This is a genomic window from Candidatus Woesearchaeota archaeon B3_Woes (assembly GCA_005222965.1).
Taxonomy (GTDB): Archaea; Nanobdellota; Nanobdellia; order Woesearchaeales; family B3-WOES; genus B3-WOES.
Genome location: NJBG01000001.1, coordinates 393818 through 417674, shown reverse-complemented (window position 1 = coordinate 417674; position 23857 = coordinate 393818). Strand labels below are relative to the sequence as shown.

At 27.5% G+C, this 23857-nt stretch carries 25 protein-coding genes; all 25 read right to left on the bottom strand.

From position 1 onward, the window contains the following. Nucleotides 1-6: 6 nt before the first annotated feature. Nucleotides 7-1476, bottom strand: coding sequence for a hypothetical protein (locus CEE44_02235; protein TKJ17331.1), 1470 nt, complete (start codon nt 1474-1476; stop codon nt 7-9). Between the two features lie 88 nt (nt 1477-1564). Next, nucleotides 1565-2875 (bottom strand): aminotransferase class III, encoded by a 1311-nt coding sequence (locus CEE44_02230; protein ID TKJ17330.1) that lies wholly within the window; start codon nt 2873-2875, stop codon nt 1565-1567. Nucleotides 2876-2885: 10 nt separating this feature from the next. Then, entirely contained in the window at nt 2886-4079 is a 1194-nt protein-coding gene (locus tag CEE44_02225) for a hypothetical protein (protein TKJ17329.1), read from the bottom strand. After that, nucleotides 4076-4951 (bottom strand): hypothetical protein, encoded by an 876-nt coding sequence (locus CEE44_02220; GenBank protein TKJ17328.1) that lies wholly within the window; start codon nt 4949-4951, stop codon nt 4076-4078. Before CEE44_02220 ends, CEE44_02225 begins: the two co-directional genes overlap by 4 nt. Nucleotide 4952: 1 nt before the next feature. Beyond that, entirely contained in the window at nt 4953-5243 is a 291-nt protein-coding gene (locus tag CEE44_02215) for a hypothetical protein (protein TKJ17327.1), read from the bottom strand. Next, the gene (locus CEE44_02210) at nt 5233-5979 is read right to left on the bottom strand and encodes a hypothetical protein (protein TKJ17326.1); all 747 of its coding nucleotides are present in this window, start codon (nt 5977-5979) and stop codon (nt 5233-5235) included. Before CEE44_02210 ends, CEE44_02215 begins: the two co-directional genes overlap by 11 nt. Further along, nucleotides 5966-6286, bottom strand: a complete 321-nt coding sequence (locus CEE44_02205; GenBank protein TKJ17325.1) for a hypothetical protein — start codon at nt 6284-6286, stop codon at nt 5966-5968. The genes CEE44_02210 and CEE44_02205 overlap by 14 nt, the downstream gene beginning before the upstream one ends. A 21-nt stretch (nt 6287-6307) precedes the next feature. Further along, nucleotides 6308-7117 (bottom strand): hypothetical protein, encoded by an 810-nt coding sequence (locus CEE44_02200; GenBank protein ID TKJ17324.1) that lies wholly within the window; start codon nt 7115-7117, stop codon nt 6308-6310. Next, nucleotides 7077-7919 carry an acetylneuraminic acid synthetase gene (locus CEE44_02195; GenBank protein ID TKJ17323.1) on the bottom strand — a complete coding sequence of 281 codons (843 nt, stop codon included), beginning with the start codon at nt 7917-7919 and terminating at the stop codon, nt 7077-7079. Before CEE44_02195 ends, CEE44_02200 begins: the two co-directional genes overlap by 41 nt. Further along, nucleotides 7913-8686 carry a short-chain dehydrogenase gene (locus CEE44_02190; GenBank protein ID TKJ17322.1) on the bottom strand — a complete coding sequence of 258 codons (774 nt, stop codon included), beginning with the start codon at nt 8684-8686 and terminating at the stop codon, nt 7913-7915. The genes CEE44_02195 and CEE44_02190 overlap by 7 nt, the downstream gene beginning before the upstream one ends. Next, the gene (locus CEE44_02185) at nt 8667-9395 is read right to left on the bottom strand and encodes a spore coat protein (GenBank protein ID TKJ17935.1); all 729 of its coding nucleotides are present in this window, start codon (nt 9393-9395) and stop codon (nt 8667-8669) included. The genes CEE44_02190 and CEE44_02185 overlap by 20 nt, the downstream gene beginning before the upstream one ends. Beyond that, on the bottom strand, nt 9392-10372 hold the full coding sequence (gene rfbB / locus CEE44_02180) for a dTDP-glucose 4,6-dehydratase (protein ID TKJ17934.1): 981 nt from the start codon (nt 10370-10372) through the stop codon (nt 9392-9394). Before rfbB ends, CEE44_02185 begins: the two co-directional genes overlap by 4 nt. A 1-nt stretch (nt 10373) precedes the next feature. Continuing rightward, nucleotides 10374-11108: an acylneuraminate cytidylyltransferase gene (locus CEE44_02175; protein ID TKJ17321.1), complete on the bottom strand. Its 735-nt coding sequence runs from the start codon at nt 11106-11108 to the stop codon at nt 10374-10376. Then, nucleotides 11105-11929 (bottom strand): aminoglycoside phosphotransferase, encoded by an 825-nt coding sequence (locus CEE44_02170; protein ID TKJ17320.1) that lies wholly within the window; start codon nt 11927-11929, stop codon nt 11105-11107. Before CEE44_02170 ends, CEE44_02175 begins: the two co-directional genes overlap by 4 nt. A 19-nt stretch (nt 11930-11948) precedes the next feature. Continuing rightward, nucleotides 11949-13640, bottom strand: coding sequence for a hypothetical protein (locus CEE44_02165; protein ID TKJ17319.1), 1692 nt, complete (start codon nt 13638-13640; stop codon nt 11949-11951). 9 nt (nt 13641-13649) lie between these two features. Then, on the bottom strand, nt 13650-15326 hold the full coding sequence (locus CEE44_02160) for an FkbH-like protein (protein ID TKJ17318.1): 1677 nt from the start codon (nt 15324-15326) through the stop codon (nt 13650-13652). Next, nucleotides 15319-15618 (bottom strand): hypothetical protein, encoded by a 300-nt coding sequence (locus CEE44_02155; GenBank protein TKJ17317.1) that lies wholly within the window; start codon nt 15616-15618, stop codon nt 15319-15321. The genes CEE44_02160 and CEE44_02155 overlap by 8 nt, the downstream gene beginning before the upstream one ends. Further along, nucleotides 15611-16237: a hypothetical protein gene (locus CEE44_02150; protein ID TKJ17316.1), complete on the bottom strand. Its 627-nt coding sequence runs from the start codon at nt 16235-16237 to the stop codon at nt 15611-15613. Before CEE44_02150 ends, CEE44_02155 begins: the two co-directional genes overlap by 8 nt. An 11-nt stretch (nt 16238-16248) precedes the next feature. Beyond that, nucleotides 16249-16581 carry a 4-phosphopantetheinyl transferase gene (locus CEE44_02145; GenBank protein TKJ17315.1) on the bottom strand — a complete coding sequence of 111 codons (333 nt, stop codon included), beginning with the start codon at nt 16579-16581 and terminating at the stop codon, nt 16249-16251. 23 nt (nt 16582-16604) lie between these two features. Beyond that, a complete protein-coding gene (locus tag CEE44_02140; GenBank protein ID TKJ17314.1) occupies nt 16605-17081 on the bottom strand; it encodes a hypothetical protein in 477 nt (158 codons plus the stop codon). Nucleotides 17082-17156: 75 nt separating this feature from the next. After that, entirely contained in the window at nt 17157-19121 is a 1965-nt protein-coding gene (locus tag CEE44_02135; protein ID TKJ17313.1) for a hypothetical protein, read from the bottom strand. Then, the gene (locus tag CEE44_02130) at nt 19099-20526 is read right to left on the bottom strand and encodes a hypothetical protein (protein ID TKJ17312.1); all 1428 of its coding nucleotides are present in this window, start codon (nt 20524-20526) and stop codon (nt 19099-19101) included. Before CEE44_02130 ends, CEE44_02135 begins: the two co-directional genes overlap by 23 nt. A 1-nt stretch (nt 20527) precedes the next feature. Then, a complete protein-coding gene (locus tag CEE44_02125) occupies nt 20528-21661 on the bottom strand; it encodes a hypothetical protein (protein ID TKJ17311.1) in 1134 nt (377 codons plus the stop codon). Next, nucleotides 21658-22740: an aminotransferase DegT gene (locus CEE44_02120; GenBank protein TKJ17310.1), complete on the bottom strand. Its 1083-nt coding sequence runs from the start codon at nt 22738-22740 to the stop codon at nt 21658-21660. Before CEE44_02120 ends, CEE44_02125 begins: the two co-directional genes overlap by 4 nt. Then, entirely contained in the window at nt 22727-23773 is a 1047-nt protein-coding gene (gene gmd / locus CEE44_02115; protein ID TKJ17309.1) for a GDP-mannose 4,6-dehydratase, read from the bottom strand. The genes CEE44_02120 and gmd overlap by 14 nt, the downstream gene beginning before the upstream one ends. Between the last annotated feature and the right edge of the window lie 84 nt (nt 23774-23857).

Genomic DNA, 23857 nt, shown 5'->3' with positions numbered 1-23857 from the left:
TTTTATTTAAAAGAATTTTGATAAAACCATTTTGATTTTATAATTCAAATAATAGATGTTTAATTTGAGAAACATACCAAAACCAAGTTGTTTAGATTGTGTTATTGCAGTAGCGTATTTTTTAATTCCAAGAACAAAAAAAGGAAAAAGAAGAATATTTAATGGAAAATTCTGAATTACACCTGCCTTAGCTATCTTTTTTTCTCCTTTATCACACATTTCTAATAATTCTTTATCGGGTAGATCTGTGAGATTGACTCTTAATGTAACTTGTTCTCCTATATTCTCTACAAATTTTTCTAAATCCATCTTTTTTTCAATTTCACAGCTATAAAATATTTCTGTTCCAGGATAAGGATCTGTGAATGAAAAATAAGTGGTCAAGTTATTTCTTAAGCAAAATTGGATAGTCTCTTCAAATGTCTCTTTTGTTTCCCCAGGGAAACCTATCATAAACGCCCCCCTAATAGAAATTCCTGCTTTTCTTGTCATCTCTATAGCTTTTTCTCCTTCTTCCACTTTTGCTCTTTTACCCATTAAATCTAAAATTTTTTGACTCCCAGATTCAAAACCATATCCAATAAGAATACACCCTGCTTTTTTCATCTTCTTTAATAAATCTAAATCTACTAAATTTACTCTAGAACAACAACTCCATGTAACATTAAGTTTTTGTTTTACTATTAGTTCACATAACTTTTCTACTCTTTTACGACTAACTGTAAAAAGGTCGTCTGAAAAGATTATGTGTTCAACACTATATTTTCTCTTTAATATATTTATTTCATTTACTAATGATTCAGGAGAACGCATTCTTGTTTTTTCAAATATATGATAACAATATTTACATCTAAAAGGGCAACCCCTCATTGAAGTTACACCCATACTTTTTTTAGTACCACAATCTGTATTTGGATATTTAATATATTTTTCAATAGGAAATTCATCCCAATCTGGCAAAAGATTATTCAAAAATTCTTCATTTAGTGGTTCTTCTTTTGGTGTAAACGTGATCTTATTATTTTCTTTGAAACCAATACCTTTAACATCTTTTGGTTCTATCTTTTTTTCTAAACAATTAATTAAATTTGTTAGGGGAATTTCGCCTTCTCCAAAAACAATATAATTTGGTTTAATCTTTTCTAAAACTAATTCTGGAGTTGATGACGCAAGACTTCCTCCAATTATTATAGGAACGTTAGGATTTATTTTTCTGATATCGTTTGTCAATCTCTTACAGTATTTATATACTGTAACAAGGCCACCAGTACATATTGCTTCAATATTATTCTTTTCTAAATGTTTTTTAATAATCTTTAATGCTTCATTGTAATTAAACCTATTCCCATCTATATCGACAACAACAGGATTATGTTTGGCTCTTTTTAAACATGTAACTAAATAGGCTACTCCTAGTGGAAATATGACAGGAGGAACCTCTTCTCTTACCGGCGGATTTATTAATAATACATTCATTTTAACTATTTATTTAATTATAATTTATATCTCTTTTTAAAGTTTATCAATTAAAGAATTATATATAAAATTCAAATAGTTTGTCTTATTACGTTAATCTTTTAAAATCATCGCTCGCTATTGGCCCTTCTAACATATTTTTTACATTGTTTTTTTCTAAAGCGCATTTAATTAAACCAAAAACATCATCTACACTATTTAGGTATTTTTCTACATGTTCTTTTTTATGACTGTATGACACATAAACACACAACGAAGCCAAAAAACCATTTCTAAGCATCTCTTGGGTGAATAATGTTCTTAATTCATTTGCATTTTCATAATTAAATGAAAAAGTGATTAAAGAATTTGGACCTCTAACTGATATATCAAGATTATGTTTTTTAGCTAATTTTTTCCACCCTTCACCAATCATGTTACCTATTTTACTAATATGATCAAAAACTTTTTTCTCTTTCATTTTTTTAATTGTAGCTATTGCTGCTGTAGGACCAATACGTTCTGTCCAATATGTACTACTAATAAAACTATCTTGTGCTACATCCATTACTTTTTTCTTACCTAAAATTGTAGCCATTGGATAACCATTACTCATTGCTTTAGCATAAACAACAATATCAGGAATTACATCGTAAACTAAGTGTATGCCTCCTAAATTATTCCTCCAACCAGAACTTATTTCGTCAAAAATAAGCACAATATTGTTCTTATCCGCAATTTCTCTCACTTTTTCAATAAAACCATTCTTTGGGTTTTGATGTCTAAAAGGTTCAATTACAATTATTCCTATGTCATTATTTTTTACAATTTTTTTTAATTGCTCAATTTTATTATATTCAAAAGGAATAGTTGTATTTAAAAGTCCTCTTGGAACACCAGTTGGTTTTAGCCCAGGTAGCAAATGCCCATCCAGATTTTTTTTATTGTTTAGATTAGATGATAAGTACCAATCTTGCCAACCATGATAACCACAAAAAGCAACTTTTTCCTTTTTTGAAGCAGCCCTAGCTATCCTTATAGCAATAGCCATTGCTTCTCCACCTGTTCTAGCATATCTAACTTGTTGAGCCCAGGGATGTATTTTTAATAATAATTCCGCTAATTCAACTTCTTCAATAGAATTTAGAGTGCACATTGAACCTTCATCAATAACTTTTTTTACAGCATTGTTAACATCATCATCAGAATAACCTAACACACAACTACCAATCCCCATTATACTCATGTCAATATAGTTATTTCCATCTAAATCTTCAACTTTAACACCTTTTGCTTTTTTATAATAAGATGGCCAGTTATCAGGCAAAAACCTTTCTGCTCTTTTACTCAGTAGCTGTGTTCCTCCAGGAATTAATTCTTTTGCCTTGTTCCACATTAATTTTCCTTTTTTGTTCTTCATTTTTCCCTCTTTATATTTTATAATAATCTAAAATCCTTTTTACTGCTTTTACTACATCCAAAACATCTTTTTTGTTCATAGATGTTTGTAAGGGTAAAGAGGCAGTTCTACTAGAAACATACTCTGCTCTTTTTAGAATATTCTTCTTTAATTTATATTTCTTTTTGTAATAAGGTTGTTCATGTATTGAAAGAAAATGAATACCGGATCCTATGTTTTCTTTATCCAATGCGTTTATAAAATCATTTCTTGATATTTTTAATTTATCAAGTTTAAGCAAAATTGGAAACAAATGCCATGCGTTCTTTCTTTCTTTCTTATCTGGAGGAAGTTCTATAAGGTCATAATTTTTAAATGCTTTGAAATATAATTTTGCATACTTTTTTCGAATAGAATTAAATTTATCAATCTTTTCCAATTGATGAATTGCTATTGCTGCATTGATATCTTGCATGTTGTATTTATAACCAGGGTATACAATCTCATAAGTCTTTTTACAATCTTTAGTGTATCTTTGCCAAGCATGTTTACTTAAACCATGAAGTGAATATATCCTCATCTTTTCTGCTAATTTACCATCATTTAAAGCAATCATTCCGCCTTCTCCTGCTGTTAAATTTTTAGTAGCATAAAAGCTGAAACAAGTTGGATTGCCTTCTGATCCGATTTTTTTAGAATTATATTCCGATCCAATTGCATGAGCAGCATCCTCTATTACTATTAACTTGTGTTCTCTTGCAATTTTGTTTACTTTTAGCATATCACAAGGTAGTCCTGCGAAATGAACAAGGATTATAGCTTTAGTTTTTGATGTAATTGCTTTTTTTATTTTGTCTGCATCAATATTATATGAATCTTTTTCAATATCAACAAAAACAGGTTTAGCACCAACATGTTCAATGACGTTAACAGTGGCTGCAAAAGTCATAGGAGTTACAATTACTTCATCATCTTTTCCAACACCATTACATAATAAAGATAAATGAAGAGCAGCAGTACATGAGTTTACAGCTATTGCGTGTTTGCATCCAACATATTTTTTAAATCTATCTTCTAAACGTTTTACTTTAGGTCCAGTGCTTAACCATCCTGATTTTAGAGTATTAACTACTTCATTTATCTCTTCTTTTCCTATATCTGGTTTTCCGAATATTAAATATTCTTTTCTAATAGGATTCCCACCTTCTATTGCTGGTTTTTTCATTTTAAACTCACATAAGCTGTTATAGTTCTTCCAATTCCACAATTTCCGGCCGATTCCATATATTTTATATATTTATCAACACCAGTATTAAACAAAAAGTTTGTAATCAAAACCCTTGAGTTGTGACATTCTTTCCCTTTACTTCGTGTTTTGAAATAATTAGAATATTCATTAGAAAGATAAATCTCATTTGGAAAATCTGCTAACATTTTATACACCCTAAAACCCTTTGCTTTTAATGTTTTTCTTAAAGATTTAAAATTAAAATAACTTAAATGATCTGGAGGAGTAAACCACGCTGATTCTTTTATCTTTTTTTGTTTCAATAATAACATTTGAAAATCTGAGTAATCATTTGGTACTTTAATTCTGAGCAAAGATTCTTTATTCATTAATTTCTTTAATTTATCTAATAATTCTAATGGTTCTAAAACATGTTCTAATATATTCCCAAGATTGATCAAATCATATTTCTTTTCTTTGGATATTTTTTTGTCTAAAATTTCATAAATATCACCTTGCTCAAAATATTTTAACAACTTTTTATTATGGTGGGTAATACCCCAATTAGAAAAATCAAAGCCTTCTGCTTTATAACCTTGTTCTACAAAATATTTCATAAAATATCCTTCTCCACAACCAACATCTAATAATTTAATATTCTTGCTTTTTCCAAACATTTCCCATATTCTTTCAAATGTTATACTTTCATTTCTAAAATATACCTGTTCTGCTTTATTATATTTCACTTCAAAACTTCCTTTACTTTCTTGATAGTATTTCTTTTGGTAAAACTCTTTTAATTCTTCTTTAGTCGGTTTGGGTTCTATTTGATAAAATCCAAATTTATTTTTAATTTTTTTAAAATTCATTTTATTGGTTGTTTTTTAAATTTGAAGAGATATGGTTTTTAAGATTTTGAACATTTTTAAGAGGGTTATTTTTTTTTAATACTATTAATTCATCAGCCAAATTTATTGTTACATTAAAAACTTCTTTTATATTTTCTTCTAGTTTTACAATAAAATTTAATATTAAAAGAGAACTCAATACATCAAATATAGGTGTGTTTGGTTCTTTGCGTAATTTCTCTTCTTTTGGAAGTAGCTCATTAACATCATCAATAGCATTGTATATTGCTTTTATAATTTCATCATCTTTCATGTTCGTACACCTTTCTTAAAACTACTTTTCTATCAATTATTTTAAATTCTAAGAGATTATAAAAATCAACAACGTCTTTATTAAGCGCAGTTATAGTTGTATATATATTTTTATTCTTATTCAAATAAGATAGATTAAGATATTCGATAAGTAAACTTAAATAAATACCACTTCCTTTAAATTTTGGATTAGTTCCACCCAATGCTATGTAAATTTTATCTTTGTCTTTTTTCACCATTAAAAAAGCCGCAATTTCATCATTTGATTTAAAACAATATTTATATATCTTATATGTATTGTCTTCAAGAGAATTTAAAATCCAATTCATATATCTTTTTCCTGAAAAATCTTTGTTTATTTTAGGATCAATATAAAATCTGTCAGTTGTAAAGGTGGTTTTTGCGATCTTACAAATATTTTTAATATCATCTACATCTGATTTAAAAATTTCTTTTAGATAAAAGTTTTTATAATGTGGGAGAGTATATGGTTTTACTAATCTTTTTTCTATTCTTAACTGAAATTCTATGTAATTGAATCCTAAAGTCTCAAGATAATGTATGGTTTTAATATCATCATTATCCACCTTAATAAATACATAATATGCATCTTGTTTTTCACAACTTTTATCAAGCTTAGCTAATGTTTTAAGTGGTAAACCTTTCTGATATTTTATTTCAAAAACCTTTTTATTAAGAATTTTTGAATCCCAGGGTATAAGATTAATTTCTTTCATTTTTTTCAAATTCAACTTCTTCTATTATAATATTATTTTTTATTTTAAAATCAACTTTCATATTAGGCATAGCACCATCATATTTACCTTTCCCATAAAAAGCGATATGATTTAATCCCTCTTTGGGTTGATTCTTATTTTTGCTTTTTACTAATTCAATAATAACGTTACCCATATCAATAAATACACATATAGCATTATATCTTTTGGCTATATCTTTACAAATAACTTTACCACCCATCCCAACAAACAAATCTTGAAGTGGTTTAAATTCTTTTACAATAATCCCAATATGATGAACTTTCATAATAACCTTGCCTCCATAATATTAGTTTTTTATTATTTGATTAAGTCTTTTGAGTTGTTCTATTAATTTTGTTCCATTTTTATAATATTCAATTGTAATATATTTAAGTTTAAAAGTTTTTGATATCGTTTCCTTCAAAAAATTCCAATCCTCTTCTTTTAGTTCTTCATGCGCATCTATTATCTCCCCTTTTTTGAAACCATGTTTGCTAATATGGATTTGCAATGTTCGTTTGAGTGGCAATTTTGAAATATAATTTTCTTGATTTGTATTAATCTTGGAAATTAATGCGTGTGGAATATCAAAAAGAAAATAAATATTATTTTCATTCACTATCTTACTAATAAATCTAGGTTCAGTAATAATATCATATGCATCTGATTTTAAATGATTATTATTCTCCACCATTATTGGGATATCATCAAAAATTTTTCTTAATGTTTGAATATTCTTTTTAATATTCGATTTCATTTCTGTTTCTGTTAATGGTTTTCCAATACCAACAAAGGAATTATTTATTATCTTATTTTTTTTATACTTTGAACTAAGATGAAATGATATCGCATCAAAATTATATCTAACTTTAAACTCTTCAAATCTCTTCAAAGTATTTTTATCGAATAATGTTACTAAATTATAATCAGAATGGTATAGTTTAATATTATTAGAATCCAAAAGAATTGAACTATCTCTCAATTCCAACAAATCACTATTTTCTATAATCATTTTCCTATTACCATCATTCTTAAATAAATGCGAAACTGGTGTGACTATTTTAATATTTTTCATATTATTTGCTCTTAAACTTGTATTGTACTGTGCCTTTTTCACAATCTAAAAGTCTTATATCTGGTTTACCAAGAATTGTTTCAATTTTTCTTGCTTCATCTACTAATTTTTTTAATTCCATGGGATCTGAAGATAAAATCTGATCAGCACAATCATATTTTTTATCATGTGTAAAATGTTTTTCAATAATATTTGCCCCACCAGCTATAGCAATTAAAGGCACTTTTATTCCTTTTGAATGATCAGAATACCCTATAGGGCATTTATACCTTTCAATCATTGTCCTTACTATTGAAATATTAGCATCTTCCTCTTTCATAGGATATGATGACACACAATGCATTAAAATGTAAGGGCAGCCATACTTTTCAAAAATTTCTATTGCTTTATCCATATCATTAACGCTTGCCATTCCCCTTGACATAATTACTGGTGTTTTTGTTTTGGCCACTTTTCTTAATAATCTTAGATGAGTTACGTGCATTGATGTAATTTTAATAAGTGGAACTTTAAGATCTAAGAGAACATCAACACTTTCTTCATCAAAAGGAGATGAAAAAAATATAATATCTTCTTGTTCAGCGAATTCTTTCAATACATTTATTTGTTCTTTATTCAGTTCACTTTTTTTAAGTATACTATAGACAGGATTATCTTTTGGCACCCTATTCTCAGTAATATAAGTTTGAAACTTTATAGCATCAGCACCTGCTTTTTTTGCTTCGTGAATCAATTTTTTAGCGATGTTAATATCCCCATTATGATTTATACCTGCTTCAGCAATGATAAATGTCCTTTCTCCTTTACCAATCTTTCTATTACAAATTGAGATTGTTTTTACCATATTGTAAATCCCCCGTCTGCAATTATATTTTGTCCAGTTATATATGAAGAGTTATCAGAACAAAGAAAAACAATTGTTTTAGCAATTTCATCTTCATTCGCCATTTTCTTCATTGGTGTTTTGTTGATATAATTCTTAACAAATTTTTTATCTTGATTGTTGAAAATTCCACCAGGACTAACACAATTTATTCTTATTTTTTTACATTTTACATGTACTGCAAGATATCTTGTCATTTGTATGACTCCTGCTTTACTAGCTCCATACACTTCAGGACTGTTTCTACCAGAATTTCCATAAATCCTTGGATCTGGACTTTTTACACCATAAACAGAACCTATGTTAACAATACAACCTTTTTTTTGTTTTTCCATATAATATAATGCTCTTTGAGAACAAAAAAAAGTACCATAAAGATTAACTTTCATAACTTTATCAAATTCTTCAAAAGTTCTTTTTTCAAAAGAAGTAAAAGCAGATATTCCTGCGTTATTTACTAGTATATCAATTCTTCCAAATTTATTAATTATTTTTTTAAATGCAGATTCTATAGATTTTATGTTTGTAACATCTAATTCAAGAGGGAAAGTGTTTTTTAAACCTAACTTAGATATTCTTTTTTTACATATATTCTCATCTAAATCTGCCATAAAAACTTTATTATTTAATTCATCAAAATGACAACATATGGAAGAACCGAGCTGCCCAGCCCCTCCTGTTATAATAACTACTTTCTTAGTTGTGGATTTATTTTTGTTTATTACCATTTTTTTTATAACCTCTTTCGATTTCAGAAGCTTCAAATAAACCTTCTATTGTTCCTGCATCTAACCAATTGCCTTTTAATTCTTTAAAATCCAATTGCCCTTTTTCTAAATATACATTATTTAAATCAGTTACCTCTACTTCATTTCTTTCAGAAGGTGCTAACTTTTCTGAATATTCATAGACGTGTTTATCATAGATATATACACCAACAACAGCAAGATCGCTTTTCGGATTCTTGGGTTTTTCTTCAATACTTTTTATACGCCCATCTTCAATTTCAGCAACCCCGAACTCTTTTGGGTTCTTAACTTTCTTTAGAAAAATCTTGGCTCCTCCTTTAAAAGATTTAATATCCTCTTCTATACTTTCTTCTAAGATATTGTCCCCTAATATCACCACTATTTCTTCTCCTTTTGCAAAATCCCTTGCAGCAACCCATATTGCGTGGGCAATTCCTAGTGCTTTTTCTTGTATAGCATATTTTATATCAAGACCCTCATCATAACCAGAACCTAATAATTCAAGAAATTGACCTGCGTGTCCTGGACCACTTATAATCAAAACATTAGTTATACCTGATTTTTTCAGAGTCTCTAAAGGATATAGAATCATCTGTTTATTGTAGATTGGTAAAAGATGCTTATTTGTTGTTTTCGTTAGAGGAAATAACCTAGATCCATTTCCTCCTGCTAAAATTACTCCTTTCATTTCGATTCCTCCATTAATTTTTTCCACCAAGAAGGATTTTCTCTATACCATTTTATTGTTTTTTTCATACCTTCCTGAAATGTATATTTTGGTTTCCATCCCAATTGTTTTATTTTGCTGCAATCTAAAGAATATCTAAAATCGTGTCCTAATCTGTGTGGTATTTCTTTTATCCAAGATTCATCTTTATTAAATTCATCTAGAATACATTTTGTTATTTCCATATTTGTTTTTTCATTTTCGCCACCAATATTATAAATTTCACCAACTTTCCCTTTTTCAATTATATTAAGTATTCCTCGACAATTATCTTCTACATGAATCCAGTCTCGTATATTCTCTCCTTTTCCCATTAAAGAAACTTTCTTATTGTTGATAAGATTGATTATAAATAAAGGGATTAATTTTTCTGGATATTGATAAAGTCCATAATTATTTGAGCTCCTTGTGATTATCACTGGTAACTTGTGGGTTTTGTAATATGATAAAGCGAGCAATTCAGCAGATGCTTTTGAACTTGAATAAGGGCTACTTGGTTTAAGTATGTCCTCTTCTTTACTTGAAGAATCCTCTTTCGTCAATGAACCATACACTTCATCTGTACTAATTTGAATGAATTTTTTTATTCCTAATTCTTTTGCAGCATCAAGAAGTATCGATGTTCCTAAAATATTTGTGGTAATAAAATTGCTCGCATTTTTTATAGACCTATCTACATGACTTTCAGCAGCAAAATTGATAAGAACATCGCACCCTTCTAAACTTTTTAAGACCCGTTCTTTATCACATATATCCCCTTTTATAAAAAAATATTTTGGATTTTTTTCATCCTCCTTTAAATTATTTAAGTTGCCTGCATATGTTAACATATCATAATTAATAATTTGATATTCTGTTTCATTTAATAAAAGTTTAATAAAATTAGATCCAATGAACCCACAACCACCAGTTATAAATATTTTTTTTGTATAGACCATTTTATCTTTTTTCACCATTGTTTCTTTCAAATTTATTATTTATGTTTAATAATCTTGGATCTTTTTTAATTAATTCTAAAATATCACTTAGATGTATTTGGTTTTTATTTATTCTCTCAATTATTTCTTTTATTAAATTAAAATCTTCTTCGTAATCTAGAGTTAGTCTGATATGTGATAAATCCTCTTTGTTTTTTATGTTAATTTTTTTGAATTTGCTTTCATTTTTCCCTACCTTCATATAAGATGTTACATGTTCTCTTTCTGATTCTTGTTTTGCTTCTTTCCATGTTTTTTCTAATGTATCAAAAGAAAATACCTCTACATCAAGACCATCAGGATAAGAAGGAGGAAGAGTATTTGAGGCATAATCGCATTTATTTTCTTTAAATACCTCTATGACTCTTTCAACAACTTCAGAATCAATTAAGGGGCAATCAGCAGTTATTCTTACAATGACATCTGCTTTAAACGTTTTTGCAGCTTGGTAATATCTATCTAAAACATCATTTTCACTTCCTACAAAAACATCAACTCCATATTTTTTAACTTCTTCAATCAAAATATCATTATTCTTTTCAGTACTGGTTGCTATAACAATACTATTAATAGATTTTACAGTTTTAACATTATTTATTACATGCCAGATGATGGGTTTGTTATTTATTAACTTCATCATTTTTCCAGGAAGCCGCGATGAACCCATCCTTGCTTGTATTATTGCTACTATTTTCATTTTATAATCTTAATATTTTTTAAATTAGGTTTTTCTTTTAAAAAGAAAAAAATATCTTTATTTAAAACTTTAAAACCTTCTTCATACCATTTTTTTAATTCAACCATTAATATATTCCCATTACCAACTTTAACATCATTGATTAAACCTTTTTTCCTTAGATGATTTTCAAATCTTTTTTTATCTGCAACTACATTTTTGTTTAAGTATTTAACAAAATAAGTACATTTATCTTCATACTCTATGCCTTTCTTTCTTATTTTGCCCTTAAATGTTTTCATATACCTATATGGAATACCATAACTTTGTTCAACATAATAATTAAATGTTGAGCTTTCAAAAGGTGCACCAAAAAGTATTAGTTTTGCGTTGTTTTTATGTAGCTTTCCAAATATAGAATTTTTACCAAAAGAATCTTTACTTATATCTAAATAATAATCTTTGTTTTTGCCCCAGATTCCAACAGAAAATATTGGGTGGTTTGTTCTAACTACATCTGGCAGATTTCTAAAAAACTCTGGTAATATTCCAATGGTTGATAATGTTTTATCCTTATCATAAACTTCTCCTTTGCAGAAACTATAACTAAATGTCGGTACGATTAAAGTGCCTTCTTTACCTACACTTTCTTTTAATACATCAATTAAATTTTCTAAAATCCAACTCCTCTCAAATGAAGGTGGTTTTCCAAATACACCAAGACTGGAATGAACAAAAACAACATCCCCTTTTTTAATACCTAATTTCTTTAATGCTCTGACAAAATCAGAACGATAAATTAATTTTCCATTTGATTCATATAATTTTGGATCTTTGACCATTTTAATATTTTTTATTTAATTAAAGAAAAGGAGGATTACCTCCTGTTACCATTATTTTTTGACCTGTAGTATATGGTGCAAGTGAAGATGATAAAAAGATGATTGCCTTTGCAACATCAACAGGAGTAGCATTTCTTTTCATAGGTGTTTCATTTTTTAATCTATCTAAAAAGATATTTGAAACGTGTTTTGTTAGATTTGTTTTCACAATACTTGGAGATACCATGTTAACCTGTATATTGCTAGGAGCTAAATCTACAGCAAGACTTCTAGTAAGACCTATTAAAGCCGATTTTGCAATAACATATTTTGCTTGATTTGCAGGAGGAGATTCTGTTGCAACTGTTAACATATTAATTATTTTTCCACTTTTATTTTTTAACATTAAAGGAATTATTTCCTGACAACAATTAAATGTTCCTTTTAAAGTAACATCCATCTCTCCTTGAACGTCTTCCCAATTAAGATCTGTAAATGATTTTGGATAAAATCCTTTTACTGCATTATTAACTAAAATATGGATATCACCATATTTTTTACAAGCAGTATTCACCATCTTTTTAACTTGTTTTATGTCTCTTATATCAGCCTTAATAGCAATTGCATCCCCTTTATTTTTTATAATTTCTTTTACAATTCTTTCTGCAGAATCTTTTCCTTTAAAGTAATTTATAATAACTTTTGTACCATATAAAGAAAACAATTTAGCTGTTGTTTGACCTATTCCAGAACTTGCACCTGTTATTAATACAACTTTGTCTTTTAATTCTAAATCTAATCCTTCTTTTTTAAGAGATTCAAGAGAAAGCATTTCTATTTGAGGGTCATTAACTTTAACATTTATTTTTCCTGATGCAATTACTCTTTCTCCATTATTTTGACTTATTGAAATATTTTCCACAATGATGGAAGTAGAACTTGATTTAAAACTAACTTTACCTAAAAATTTATATTTTTTATTCAATTCAACATCGTTTTCAAAATTTATTTTAAAATCAGTAAATGTTGCATGTCTTCCTGGAATACACATACCTACAAAAGTAGAAAATAGACAACTTACAATTAAATTTTTTGAAACATTTTTCCCAGACCAAGTATCATAATTTGTATTTTTTAATAGAATATTATAAGTAGATAATAAATCTTTTTCACTAACTTTAAAATTAAAACTTTTTTTATCCCCTTTTTCTATGTTCTCAAAAGTTATGGTCTCTTCTTTTAAAGAATCAAGAACTAATCCTTTTTTAGAATCTTTTTTAATATTTTTTTCAAGCAATTCTTTAGATCCATTAGTCTTTTTATATTTAATTTTAAAATAGCCTGTTGTCAAAACAGATTCTGATCCAATCTTTTTTAGAATATATTCAACTCTAATTTGGTTTTCTTTTTCATTTATTTCAGATATCTCAGATACTAATGATAGTTTATCATTCAAAAAAATAGGCTTTAAGAATCTTGCAGATATCTCCTTAAAAATACAAGAATATTCTTTTGGGTATAATTTTTCTAACTCGGCTATAAAAATTAATGGTAACATCCCATGAACCACTTTATTATCATACATTGATTTGTCTCCAAAATCCTTGTCTGTATGAAGTGAACTTGAATCTCCAGTTAATTCAACAAATTTATCAACTAACTTTTGGGTTATATTAAATTGAACACTATTAGTTACTCCTTCAACAAAATTATTAGGTAAATTATTTTTCATTTTTCCCTCTTATACAATTTTTATACAATTTGGTAAAGGAAAATCTTTATCTATTTTCCATTTAAATGTGTTCTTTTTTTCATTATAATCAAATCCAGATTTCTTCCAAAAACCTAAACAAGGTTTATTTTTTTCTGTAGGGATGTATTTTGCTTTGATTTCTTTTAAACCCATATCTTTTGCATATTTAATTAATTGATGTAACATAGTTTCTTCTACTTTTCTCCCAAGAACTCTGCAACTTAGTACAAAATCTACTATTTTTCCAACATCCTTTTCAATTTCAATGCTTATTATACCTGTTAATCCAGAATCACCAAATTTATCAGATACACTAAATGTCAAAAGTTTGTTGTTTTCTTGTTTTACCCAATCTGAAAGTTCTGATTCGGTCATTCTCCTTGTAGTGAGATTCATTTGATTAGTTTTGTTAATAAGTTGAGTAGTTCTCTGAATATTTTCTTTACTTAGCTCATTTACAGAAATACGCATATCTATACTTTTTAGCCATTTATCAATTGATATAAAAGATTCTTTCATGTTTTCTCTTTTTCTTTCTGCAACATACATTTTTGTTCTTTTAACATCTTCTTCACTTAAGAGAGGAGCATCAAAACAACGAAGATTGAGCAGAAAGCTTTTGTACAACATCTTGTCTTCAGGCCATTCAGGAACAAACACATCAGGAAGAGCCTCTCTAACACGAGCTCGTTCTACAGGATTATCATCAATAAAAACGACTGATTGAAGTCCTAAATTCAGTTCAGAAGTTAATTCCATAATATTTTTTGCTTTATCTTGCCAATTTATCTTCCAACCAGCAAAATCATCTAATTTTAAAACCATCTCTGGATGTTTTTTTATAGCTTCAATAGCTATATTTTCTTCGTTTTTACTTACAATACCAAGAATTATACCTCTTTTTGAAAAAGATTTCAAAGCATTTTGGAAATCAACAAAGGATTCTCCATGAGGATCATGACCACCTAATTTAAGATTTTCCCATCCAACATCACCCACTATGCCTCCCCATAAAGTATCATCCAAGTCAACAACTATTAATTTTCTTGCAAATCCATTTATCCCATCAAGAGCAGATTTTATATCTTTTGATGCTTCCTTGAAAACATCATTATTAAAAGGTATTTTACCCATATAATATAATTTAGAACTAAATGCTTGCTTTCCCACAAGACTTATCCATCTTTGACTATCTAAAATAAATATATTTGAATTGTTTTTTAAATTTTCAATAAGCCTCATATTCATATGCCTCAATACATTTGATATACCAAACTCATTTTTTATATCAATCATACCATGCCCCCTATTATAAGAAGGAACAATCCACAAAGGAACAAACATTGTTTTTGTTTTTTTACTGGCTTCTATTAAAATAGAAGAATAATCATCAACTTCTTTAATGATTTTTTTTAAAGAAGCCTTTTCAAACTCAATAATTTCTTTAAAAGACGTAATGATACTTTCTGGCTGGGTCCATACTATTATCATATCTTTTTTGTTTTCTGTTGAATTATTGTATTGCATTAAAGTTTGTATAACTTGATCATAAGGAGCAACCTCTACATCAATTATTAATGAATCATTTTCTCCTTTAAGATATCCTGCTAGATTTTGTATATTAAAATCTGATACAAGCAAACCCTTACATTTTTTCTTAGTCATTATGTTTTTCCTCTAAATCTGAACTTATATAATCTAAAAGGGCTTTTACGTTTGTTAGTGGACTTTGTTCTCCTGATAAAGTTTTTTCATTATTTAGATTTATTGTTTTATTAAACAAATTTTCTATATTTTGTTCTACTAATATAATAAAGTTTACTAATCCAAGAGAATCTAATTTTCCAAACAAAGTTGTATTTTTATTTTTTAATAACCTTTGTTCTTTTGGAAGTTGATCATTAACTTCATCAATTGCATCATATATAGCTTTTAATATTTTTTCACTTCTATCCATTTTTAATTTTAATGTTTTTTAATATGTTAAGATATTTTTTACGACTATTTAACCACTCTTTTCTTAAAATACCATAAAGATAAACATCACACGGTTTTTTTGAAGAACAGATACACTGCCCTCTTAAAATTCCTTCTCGTGTAGACCCAATGGATTCAAACAGCTTCCATGATGATTCATTTTTAGATATGACTCCATTAAATATCTTTCTAAATCCCTTATTCTTAAAAAGAAATTCAAACATAAGTATGGTTGCTTCTCCACCAAGACCTAACATTTGTGCTTTTTTGTTACCAATCATAATCCCATACTCTACATATTTGTTGTCTTTATCATAAATGACCCCTATATTTCCAATATGAATGCCTTTTTTAGTGAAAATGGCAAATACTTCACTATTTTCCCTAGATCTATGACTATTAACATAATCAAATATTCCATTAATTGTTTGTTTGTTATGCCTCACCTCTAAATATTTGTTTATTTGTGAATCGTTTAACCACGAAAGGTAAGTTTTATTTATTTCTTTTTTTGAGATGGGTTTAATAATAACCATATGACCTTCAATAATACTATTCATATTTATGGGCAAGAGTTTCTTTGAATTTATATTTTTCATAAGTATACCTTTTAATTTTTTTCAATTAAAACACAAGCAATAGCTTTGTCTTTATCATGACTAAGAGACAATGATGAATTCACATTTTTCCATTTGATAAATGGTTTGTTCCCTTTAATCAAAACTTCAATTAATTTATAATCATTTATTTTTTCATTAATTGCTTTAATAAAAGCTTCTTTTGCACAAAATCTGACAGCAAAATGTTGAGAAGGATTTGATTTCTTTTTACAGTATTCTATTTCTTTATTTGTAAAAATTTTATTGTAAAAAGATTTATTCCTATCAAACGGGATTTTTTTGAACCTAGAAATGTCTTCAATATCAATTCCTACTATATTCATTTTAGTTTTATTTGCCCCTAATCTTAAAAACCCATCATTTTTCCCATATCATAACTTTCAAATTTATATACTTTCAGGGTAGTTGAATCGTTCCACGAATATATAATATTTCCAAATTTATTTTTTATTTCAGAAATTATATTATCTAAGTCAGCTGCATTTTTAGATACAACAACTATTGACAAATCTTCTTCTCCACTCATACTAAATATCTCTGTTATTCTAGGATTTTTCTCTAAATGTTTTATGAATCTATTTTTTTCTTCTTTTGTGTGGTTTTTTAACCTAATTCTTGTATTGATAATATTAACAAATCCAAAGTTTCTTGGTCTTAATTGAATTGTTGGATGAAAAATCTTGTTTTTTTCCATCTTTTTTATCCTTTTTTTAACAGAATCTATAGAAAGATTTACTTCTTTAGCTATATTTGTTAAAGAACATCTACAATTCTTTTGTAATGTATCCAAAATTATACAATCTGTTTTATCTAAACCCCTCATCTATCTTAAAAATTAAGATTAGTTTATAAATCTTATGAAAATTTAAGACATAAATAGATAAAATATAGAGAAAATCTACTTAATTAGCTTAGATAATCCTTCTACAATTCTTTGAGAAGCATTAGAGTCTAATCTATACATATACTCCTTTATAGCAAATCTTTGTTGATCTTTCACCATTTTTAAAGCACTATTTTCATCAAAAAGAACGTTTTTAACTTTTTCATGTAATTGTTGTTTGTTATGTGTCATAACACCTGCTTTAATCTTTGCATATTCTATACAATAAGTATCATCTTTTTTGATTGGATCAAATAGTACTATGGGTTTTTTAACAACTGCCATGTCCATTACAACTGTTGAACCATAACTAATCACAACATCGGAACAAAATCCTAACTCAAAAATATCTTCTTTTTTAAAAATTAGAGCATTTTTAATATTTTTCTCTAACATTATTTTTTTATGAATGCCTATGTTAAATTCATTAGGATGTATTTTTACCATTATTTGAATATTTTTAATATTTTTCAAAGCACCATACACTTCATTTAAAAATCTGCTCCCTTCTTCATAATTGCTGTATGGTTTACTGAAAAAAAGAACAATTTTTTTATGCTTTTCTAAATTAAATTTCTTTTTTAAATCAAATTTATTTAATGACATAATATCTTTAGTTACACAATCATATTTTTGGTTTCCTGTTATAATCAATTGTTTATTATTATACCCTCCAGATTTCAGGAAAAATTTTTTATAAAAATTACCATAAATACAAAGATAATTTGGTAAAGGGAGATAAGGAGGGGAACTAAATTCTGTAGGGCAAATATCTTTTTTGTTGTTTATAAATTCACTATGAATTCCTACTGCACCATGTTGAATAGAAACAGATCTAATCCCTTTCATATGACCTAAAGATATTGCACTTCTTTGAGGGGGGTTCGCTTCACTGGATACAACTAATATTGAAGGTTTCTCTTTATCTATCGCATTTTCGATTGCATTATGATAAAGAATTGTTTCATAAATATACCTATTAAAAAAGAAATCAAATTTTGGCTTAAAAAATTCCTTAAAATCAATTCCCTCATAAAGGTATTGTATATCCTTTTTTACTTGTTCATACTCTTTTTTAATCTTTCTTTTGTCAAAAATAGCACCTATAAATGAACTAAGCTTTATATAAGATTCTAATGGTGGATTTTTTGAAAAACGATTTATCCTTTTTGTAAAATGTTCTAATCTTAATTTTGATCCAATAGGATTATCTATTACAACAACAGACATGTCTTTTCTTTTTTTGATCTCTTTTAAGATGTTGTGGAATCTTAGATCATCAATAATATTCTTTCCATTATCATATAAATTGCCCCATTGACTTTCCGTAAATATTAATATATTATTATTACCCCTTTTTCTAATATCAAATAAAGATAAGATATGCCAAAAAACTTTTCTTAGTAAATATCTTAAAAATTTATATATGATAATTCCATTTCTTTTTAAATAACTAATAACTTCTTTTTTATTGACAATGTGTTTTACTTTTAAGGTAACTATTTTTATATTATATAAATTGCATATTTTATATATCAGTTTTGACTCAAGGCTTTTATCGTCAATATAAATAACCTTTTTTGGTTTTTCATATTCAATAATCCTTTTTATATTTTCAAATCTAAATAATACATCTTGATACGCTTCAAAATATATGCCTGTTCCAAAAAGAAAAAATTCTGCTAACCACCAGATAGATATGTTCTTATATGTAAAATGTTCTTTAATGTTTTTATTATTAATTCTTTGATTTGGAAATTCTTTAATCCAATCAATAATTTTTTTGTTCAAATCTTCTTTTGTAGAATATTCCTCAAGTTTTTTACAATGGAGGCCTTTGTTTTTTAATAATTTACCAATTTCATCATTAAATGCAATAAACAAATACTCTTTATTTATTTTTTTCTTAAGAATTTTCTTAATATATTTTTTATTATTAACAAATATAATATTCATTTTAACTAGATTTTTCTTTATCAATTTTTGTTGTTAGATTCAATGCATCAAAAACCCACCTAATACCTTTTAATGTAAGTTTAAAATCATCAACTGATGAAAACATTCTTACAAACGTTTTTAATATATAAGAAGGTCTAAAAAAGAATCTTAAATAAAATTTCTTAAATCTCTTTTTTAGCTCTTTTTCTGGAAGATTTGGTCTTTTCCATACAACTTTTCTATAATTAAGATGTTTTGCTTTTGCTAAATTAATATTTTGGTAATCTATATTAAGCCATTTGTTCTTTTTTGCTATTTCATAAAATTCTGTTCCTGGATAAGGCATAGCGATAGTTACTTGTGCATAATCTAAAGGTATTGATATTGCAAACTTGATGGTGTCTTCTGCACTTTCAAGTGTTTCTCCAAGTATGCCCATCATAAAAAATCCAAGAGTTCTAATACCTGCCTTATGAGTTAAGATAACTGCCCTTCTCATTTCTTCTAGAGTTATGTTTCTTCTGTTAGCGTCAAGAACTTTTTGATTCCCAGATTCTAGCCCATAAGATATAAGGTAAAATCCTGCCTTTTTTAGCTTTTTTAAAGTTTCAAAATCAATAAATTGTTTATTTGCTCTAAATTGAGCTTTGAATTTTAAGTGGTTAAGTTTTCTTTTTATTATTTCATCTGTAAAAACCTTTAAGAATTCTTTATTCATATTGAATTCATCATCAAAAAAATTGATTGTCTTTGCATTATATTTTTTAGATACATATTCAATTTCATCAACAACTTTAATTGGATCACGAAATCTTGAACCAATACCAAAAGTTCCTTTAAAACAATAACTACATTGAAAAGGGCACCCTCTACTCGCAACCATATTCACTTCAGGAAGCTTAATTGGCATAATACTTCCATTGTATCTTTCAATTGGTACTAGGTCTCTTGCAGGGAGAGGTAGAGAATCTAAATCTTTTATTAATTCTCTTGGAGGGTTAATAACCACTTTATTATTTTCTTTAAAATGTAAACCTTTTATTTGACAATATGTTTTAGGATCATCTAAATTAATAACAAGTTCTTTCATTGTTATTTCTCCTTCTCCTTTAATTAGAAAATCTATATATTCATTGTTAATAGTGCTAGGAACAGCAGATGCGTGTGGACCACCTATCACTGTTTTTATTTTTTTACTAACTCTTTTAACCATCTCCAAAGTTTGTAAAGCATAGTATATTCTTGGACTTGTTGCAATAACTCCAACTAAATTAGGCCTCTCTTCAGAAATAATCTTTTCAAGTTTTTTTAAATTTATATTTAAGATTCCACAATCAATTATCTTAACATCACACTCCTTTTTTATTGTTGATGCTATATAGAGAAGCCCTAAAGGGGGCAAATCACATTCAACGTTTGGTGGAACTATTAAAAAAACTTTTTTCATTTTAATTTATTTTTTGAGAGATCAATATTCTCTCCAATTTTTTAGTAATCTTGTCATAATCGGCATTATCATTAGCCCATTTTTGACTATTTTTGTTTATCCTTTTTATTTTCTGTGGATTATTAAGCAAATAAATTATTTTATCTGCAAATTCTTTAACACTATAGGATTTTACTAAATAACCATTTTCCTCATTTTTAATTGTATATTTATGAGAAGTGGTATTGAATGCAATATACGGTTTCCCCATAGCAAGAGCTTCTGCACAAAGCTGACCTTCCCATTTTGAAGCACTAACATATATGTCACACAGACCATAATAATCAACTAAATCTTTTTCAGGCACAAGCCCAACTAGTATGGTGTTTTTATCAGATATTGATTTGAGATACTTAAGATATTTTTCATTCCAAAAACTCCCTCCAACAACAAGATAAGTATTAGGATGTTTTTCTTTAACAATATTTAAAACCTTAATCAATAGATCAATACCTTTATAAGGTGTAACTCTCCCTAATGTAAAAATAATTTTAGCATTTTTTGGAATTTTAAACTTCCTTCTAATTTTTTCACAATTCTTTTTATTAACATTTTGCATAGAAAATCTTTTTAAATCCACACCATGCATAGGTAATATCTCAGCATTTTTGTTTTTATTCCATTTTTTAATGAATTCGTTTGGAACCAAGGATTTTTCAACACCAATTTTAGGAATGATCTTTTCAGTAACATGTAAATATTTATGATATAATTTTTCAGTTACTCCTTTAACCATCCAACTGGGCGGAGCTCCCCAAAAGTAAGCAATATGTGGTTTTTTATAAATTAAACTTCCTAATGAAACTAGCAGATTCATAGGATAAATATGAGTCATTACAACATCATATTTTTTAACACTTTTTATAGTTCTTAGAGCAACAAAAGGATTGTAACTAGTGAAAACAGATTTCTTTCTTGATAGAGAAAGTTTATTTATTTTTGATTTACAATCCCTTCTATTATCAAAAAAAGAATTTATTTCAACTTTATGATTTTTAGAAAGTCTATTAGCAATTTCTTTAATAACATTATCAATCCCACTTCCATAGATGAATGTATGGTTATAGATTCCAATTCTCATTGACAAACCCCTCACACCCTCTTTATTGTTTCAACAATTCTTTTTATATCTTTTTCATCTAATAATGTAGAAGAAGGTAAATTTAATCCTTTTTTACTTAATTCTTTTGAAATAGGAAACTTTTCATCATTTTTATATGGAGGCATAGTATTAATAGGATAAAAAAAAGGTCTGGTGTCAACCCCATCTTCTTTGAGTCTTTCCATCACTTCTTCCCTGTTTTCTAATAAGATAGAATACATCCAATAAACATTCTTTGTGTTTTCTTTTTCAATTGATAATCTTATGCCTTTTACATTTTTTAATAAAGAATCATATAACTGAGCATTCTTTCTTCTTATTTCAATAAAATCTTCAATTCTTTCTAACTGAGCTAAACCTATAGCTGCTTGTATGTTAGTCATTCTATAATTATAACCTACAAGAGGATGCCAGTATCTTTTAGTATTGCTCATTCCATGATCTTTTAAAATTTTCATCTTTTCAGCAAGCTTATTATTATTAGTTATACACATACCTCCTTCCCCTGTTGTGATTATTTTATTTCCAAAAAAACTAAAACAAGCAACATTACCAAAACCACCAACTTTTTTCCCTTTATATTCTGCACCATGAGCTTCAGCACAATCTTCTATAACAAATAAATTATGTTTTTTTGCAATTTCCATTATTTTATCCATATCACATGGACTTCCATAAAGGTGAACTGGCATTATTGCTTTTGTTTTATTGGTAATCTTTTCTTCAATTTTATTAGCATCTATATTCCACGTTTCTTTATCAACATCAACAAAAACAGGTTTTGCATTACAATATTTAACTGTATTTGCACTAGCGATAAAAGTTAAATTAGGAACAATAACTTCATCCCCTTCTTTAATTCCGAGAGCAATTAAAGCGAGATGTAAAGCGGCAGTTCCATTCGAAGTAGAAATACTATGTTTTACATTACAATATTTACTGAAAGCATCTTCAAATTTTTTAATATATTCTCCTTTAGATGAAACCCAACTGCTTTTTATACAATCAGTCACATAATCTAATTCATTTCCATTCAAATCAGGTTCAGCAACCGGAATTTTAGAATCTTTCATCGTGTTCTTTTAACATTTTCATATCAGTTTCTACCATAATCTTTGCAAGATCTTTAAACTTCGTCTTTGGATTCCACTTTAACTCATTCCTAGCTTTAGATGGATCTCCTTGTAGTGTATCTACTTCAGATGGTCTAAGAAATCTTTCATCAACTGCAACAATCGTTTTTCCAGTATTTTTATCAATTCCAATTTCTTTATGCCCTTCTCCTTCCCATTCCAAATCAAAATTAAGCTCTTTACATACTAATTCTACAAACTCTCTTACAGAATGAGATTCTCCTGTAGCAATCACATAGTCTTTTGGTTCTTTTTGTTGCATCATTAACCACATAGCTTCAACATAATCTTTAGCATAACCCCAATCTCGTTTTGCATTGAGATTTCCTAAATACAAAGTTTCTTTTAATCCAAGTTTGATTTCACATAGGGTTCTTGTGATCTTTCTTGTAACAAAATTTCTACCTCTTCTTGGAGATTCATGGTTAAATAAGATTCCATTACAAGTAAACATACCATACGATTCTCGATAGTTTTTCATAATCCAATATGAAAACACTTTTGCACACCCATATGGGCTTCTTGGGTAAAATGGTGTTTCTTCGTTTTGAACTTTTTCCCTAATTTTTCCAAACATTTCGCTTGATGATGCTTGGTAAACCTTAATTTTTGGATTAACAGCCCTTATAGCCTCAAGAAGTCTAACAGTTCCAAGAGCATCAACATCAACAGTATACTCGGGAATATCAAATGAAATTTTTACATGAGATTGTGCACCAAGATTGTATACTTCGTCTGGTTTAATTTTATTGATCAACCTAAATAGTGAACTGGAATCACTAAGATCAGCATAATGGTTAAATATTTTTGTTTTTTTATCTTCTTCAACCGTGTGTAGATGATCTATCCTTCCTGTATTGAATGAAGAGCTTCTTCTCATTAATCCATGGACTTCATAACCTTTATCAATTAAGAATTCTGCTAAGTAACTTCCATCTTGTCCAGTTATTCCAGTTATTAATGCTTTTTTCATAATGATTATATTTTTAACTCGTTATAGAACTTTAAATATTTTTCTATACGTCTTTATTATAATCAAAATAAAGAACTTATAAAA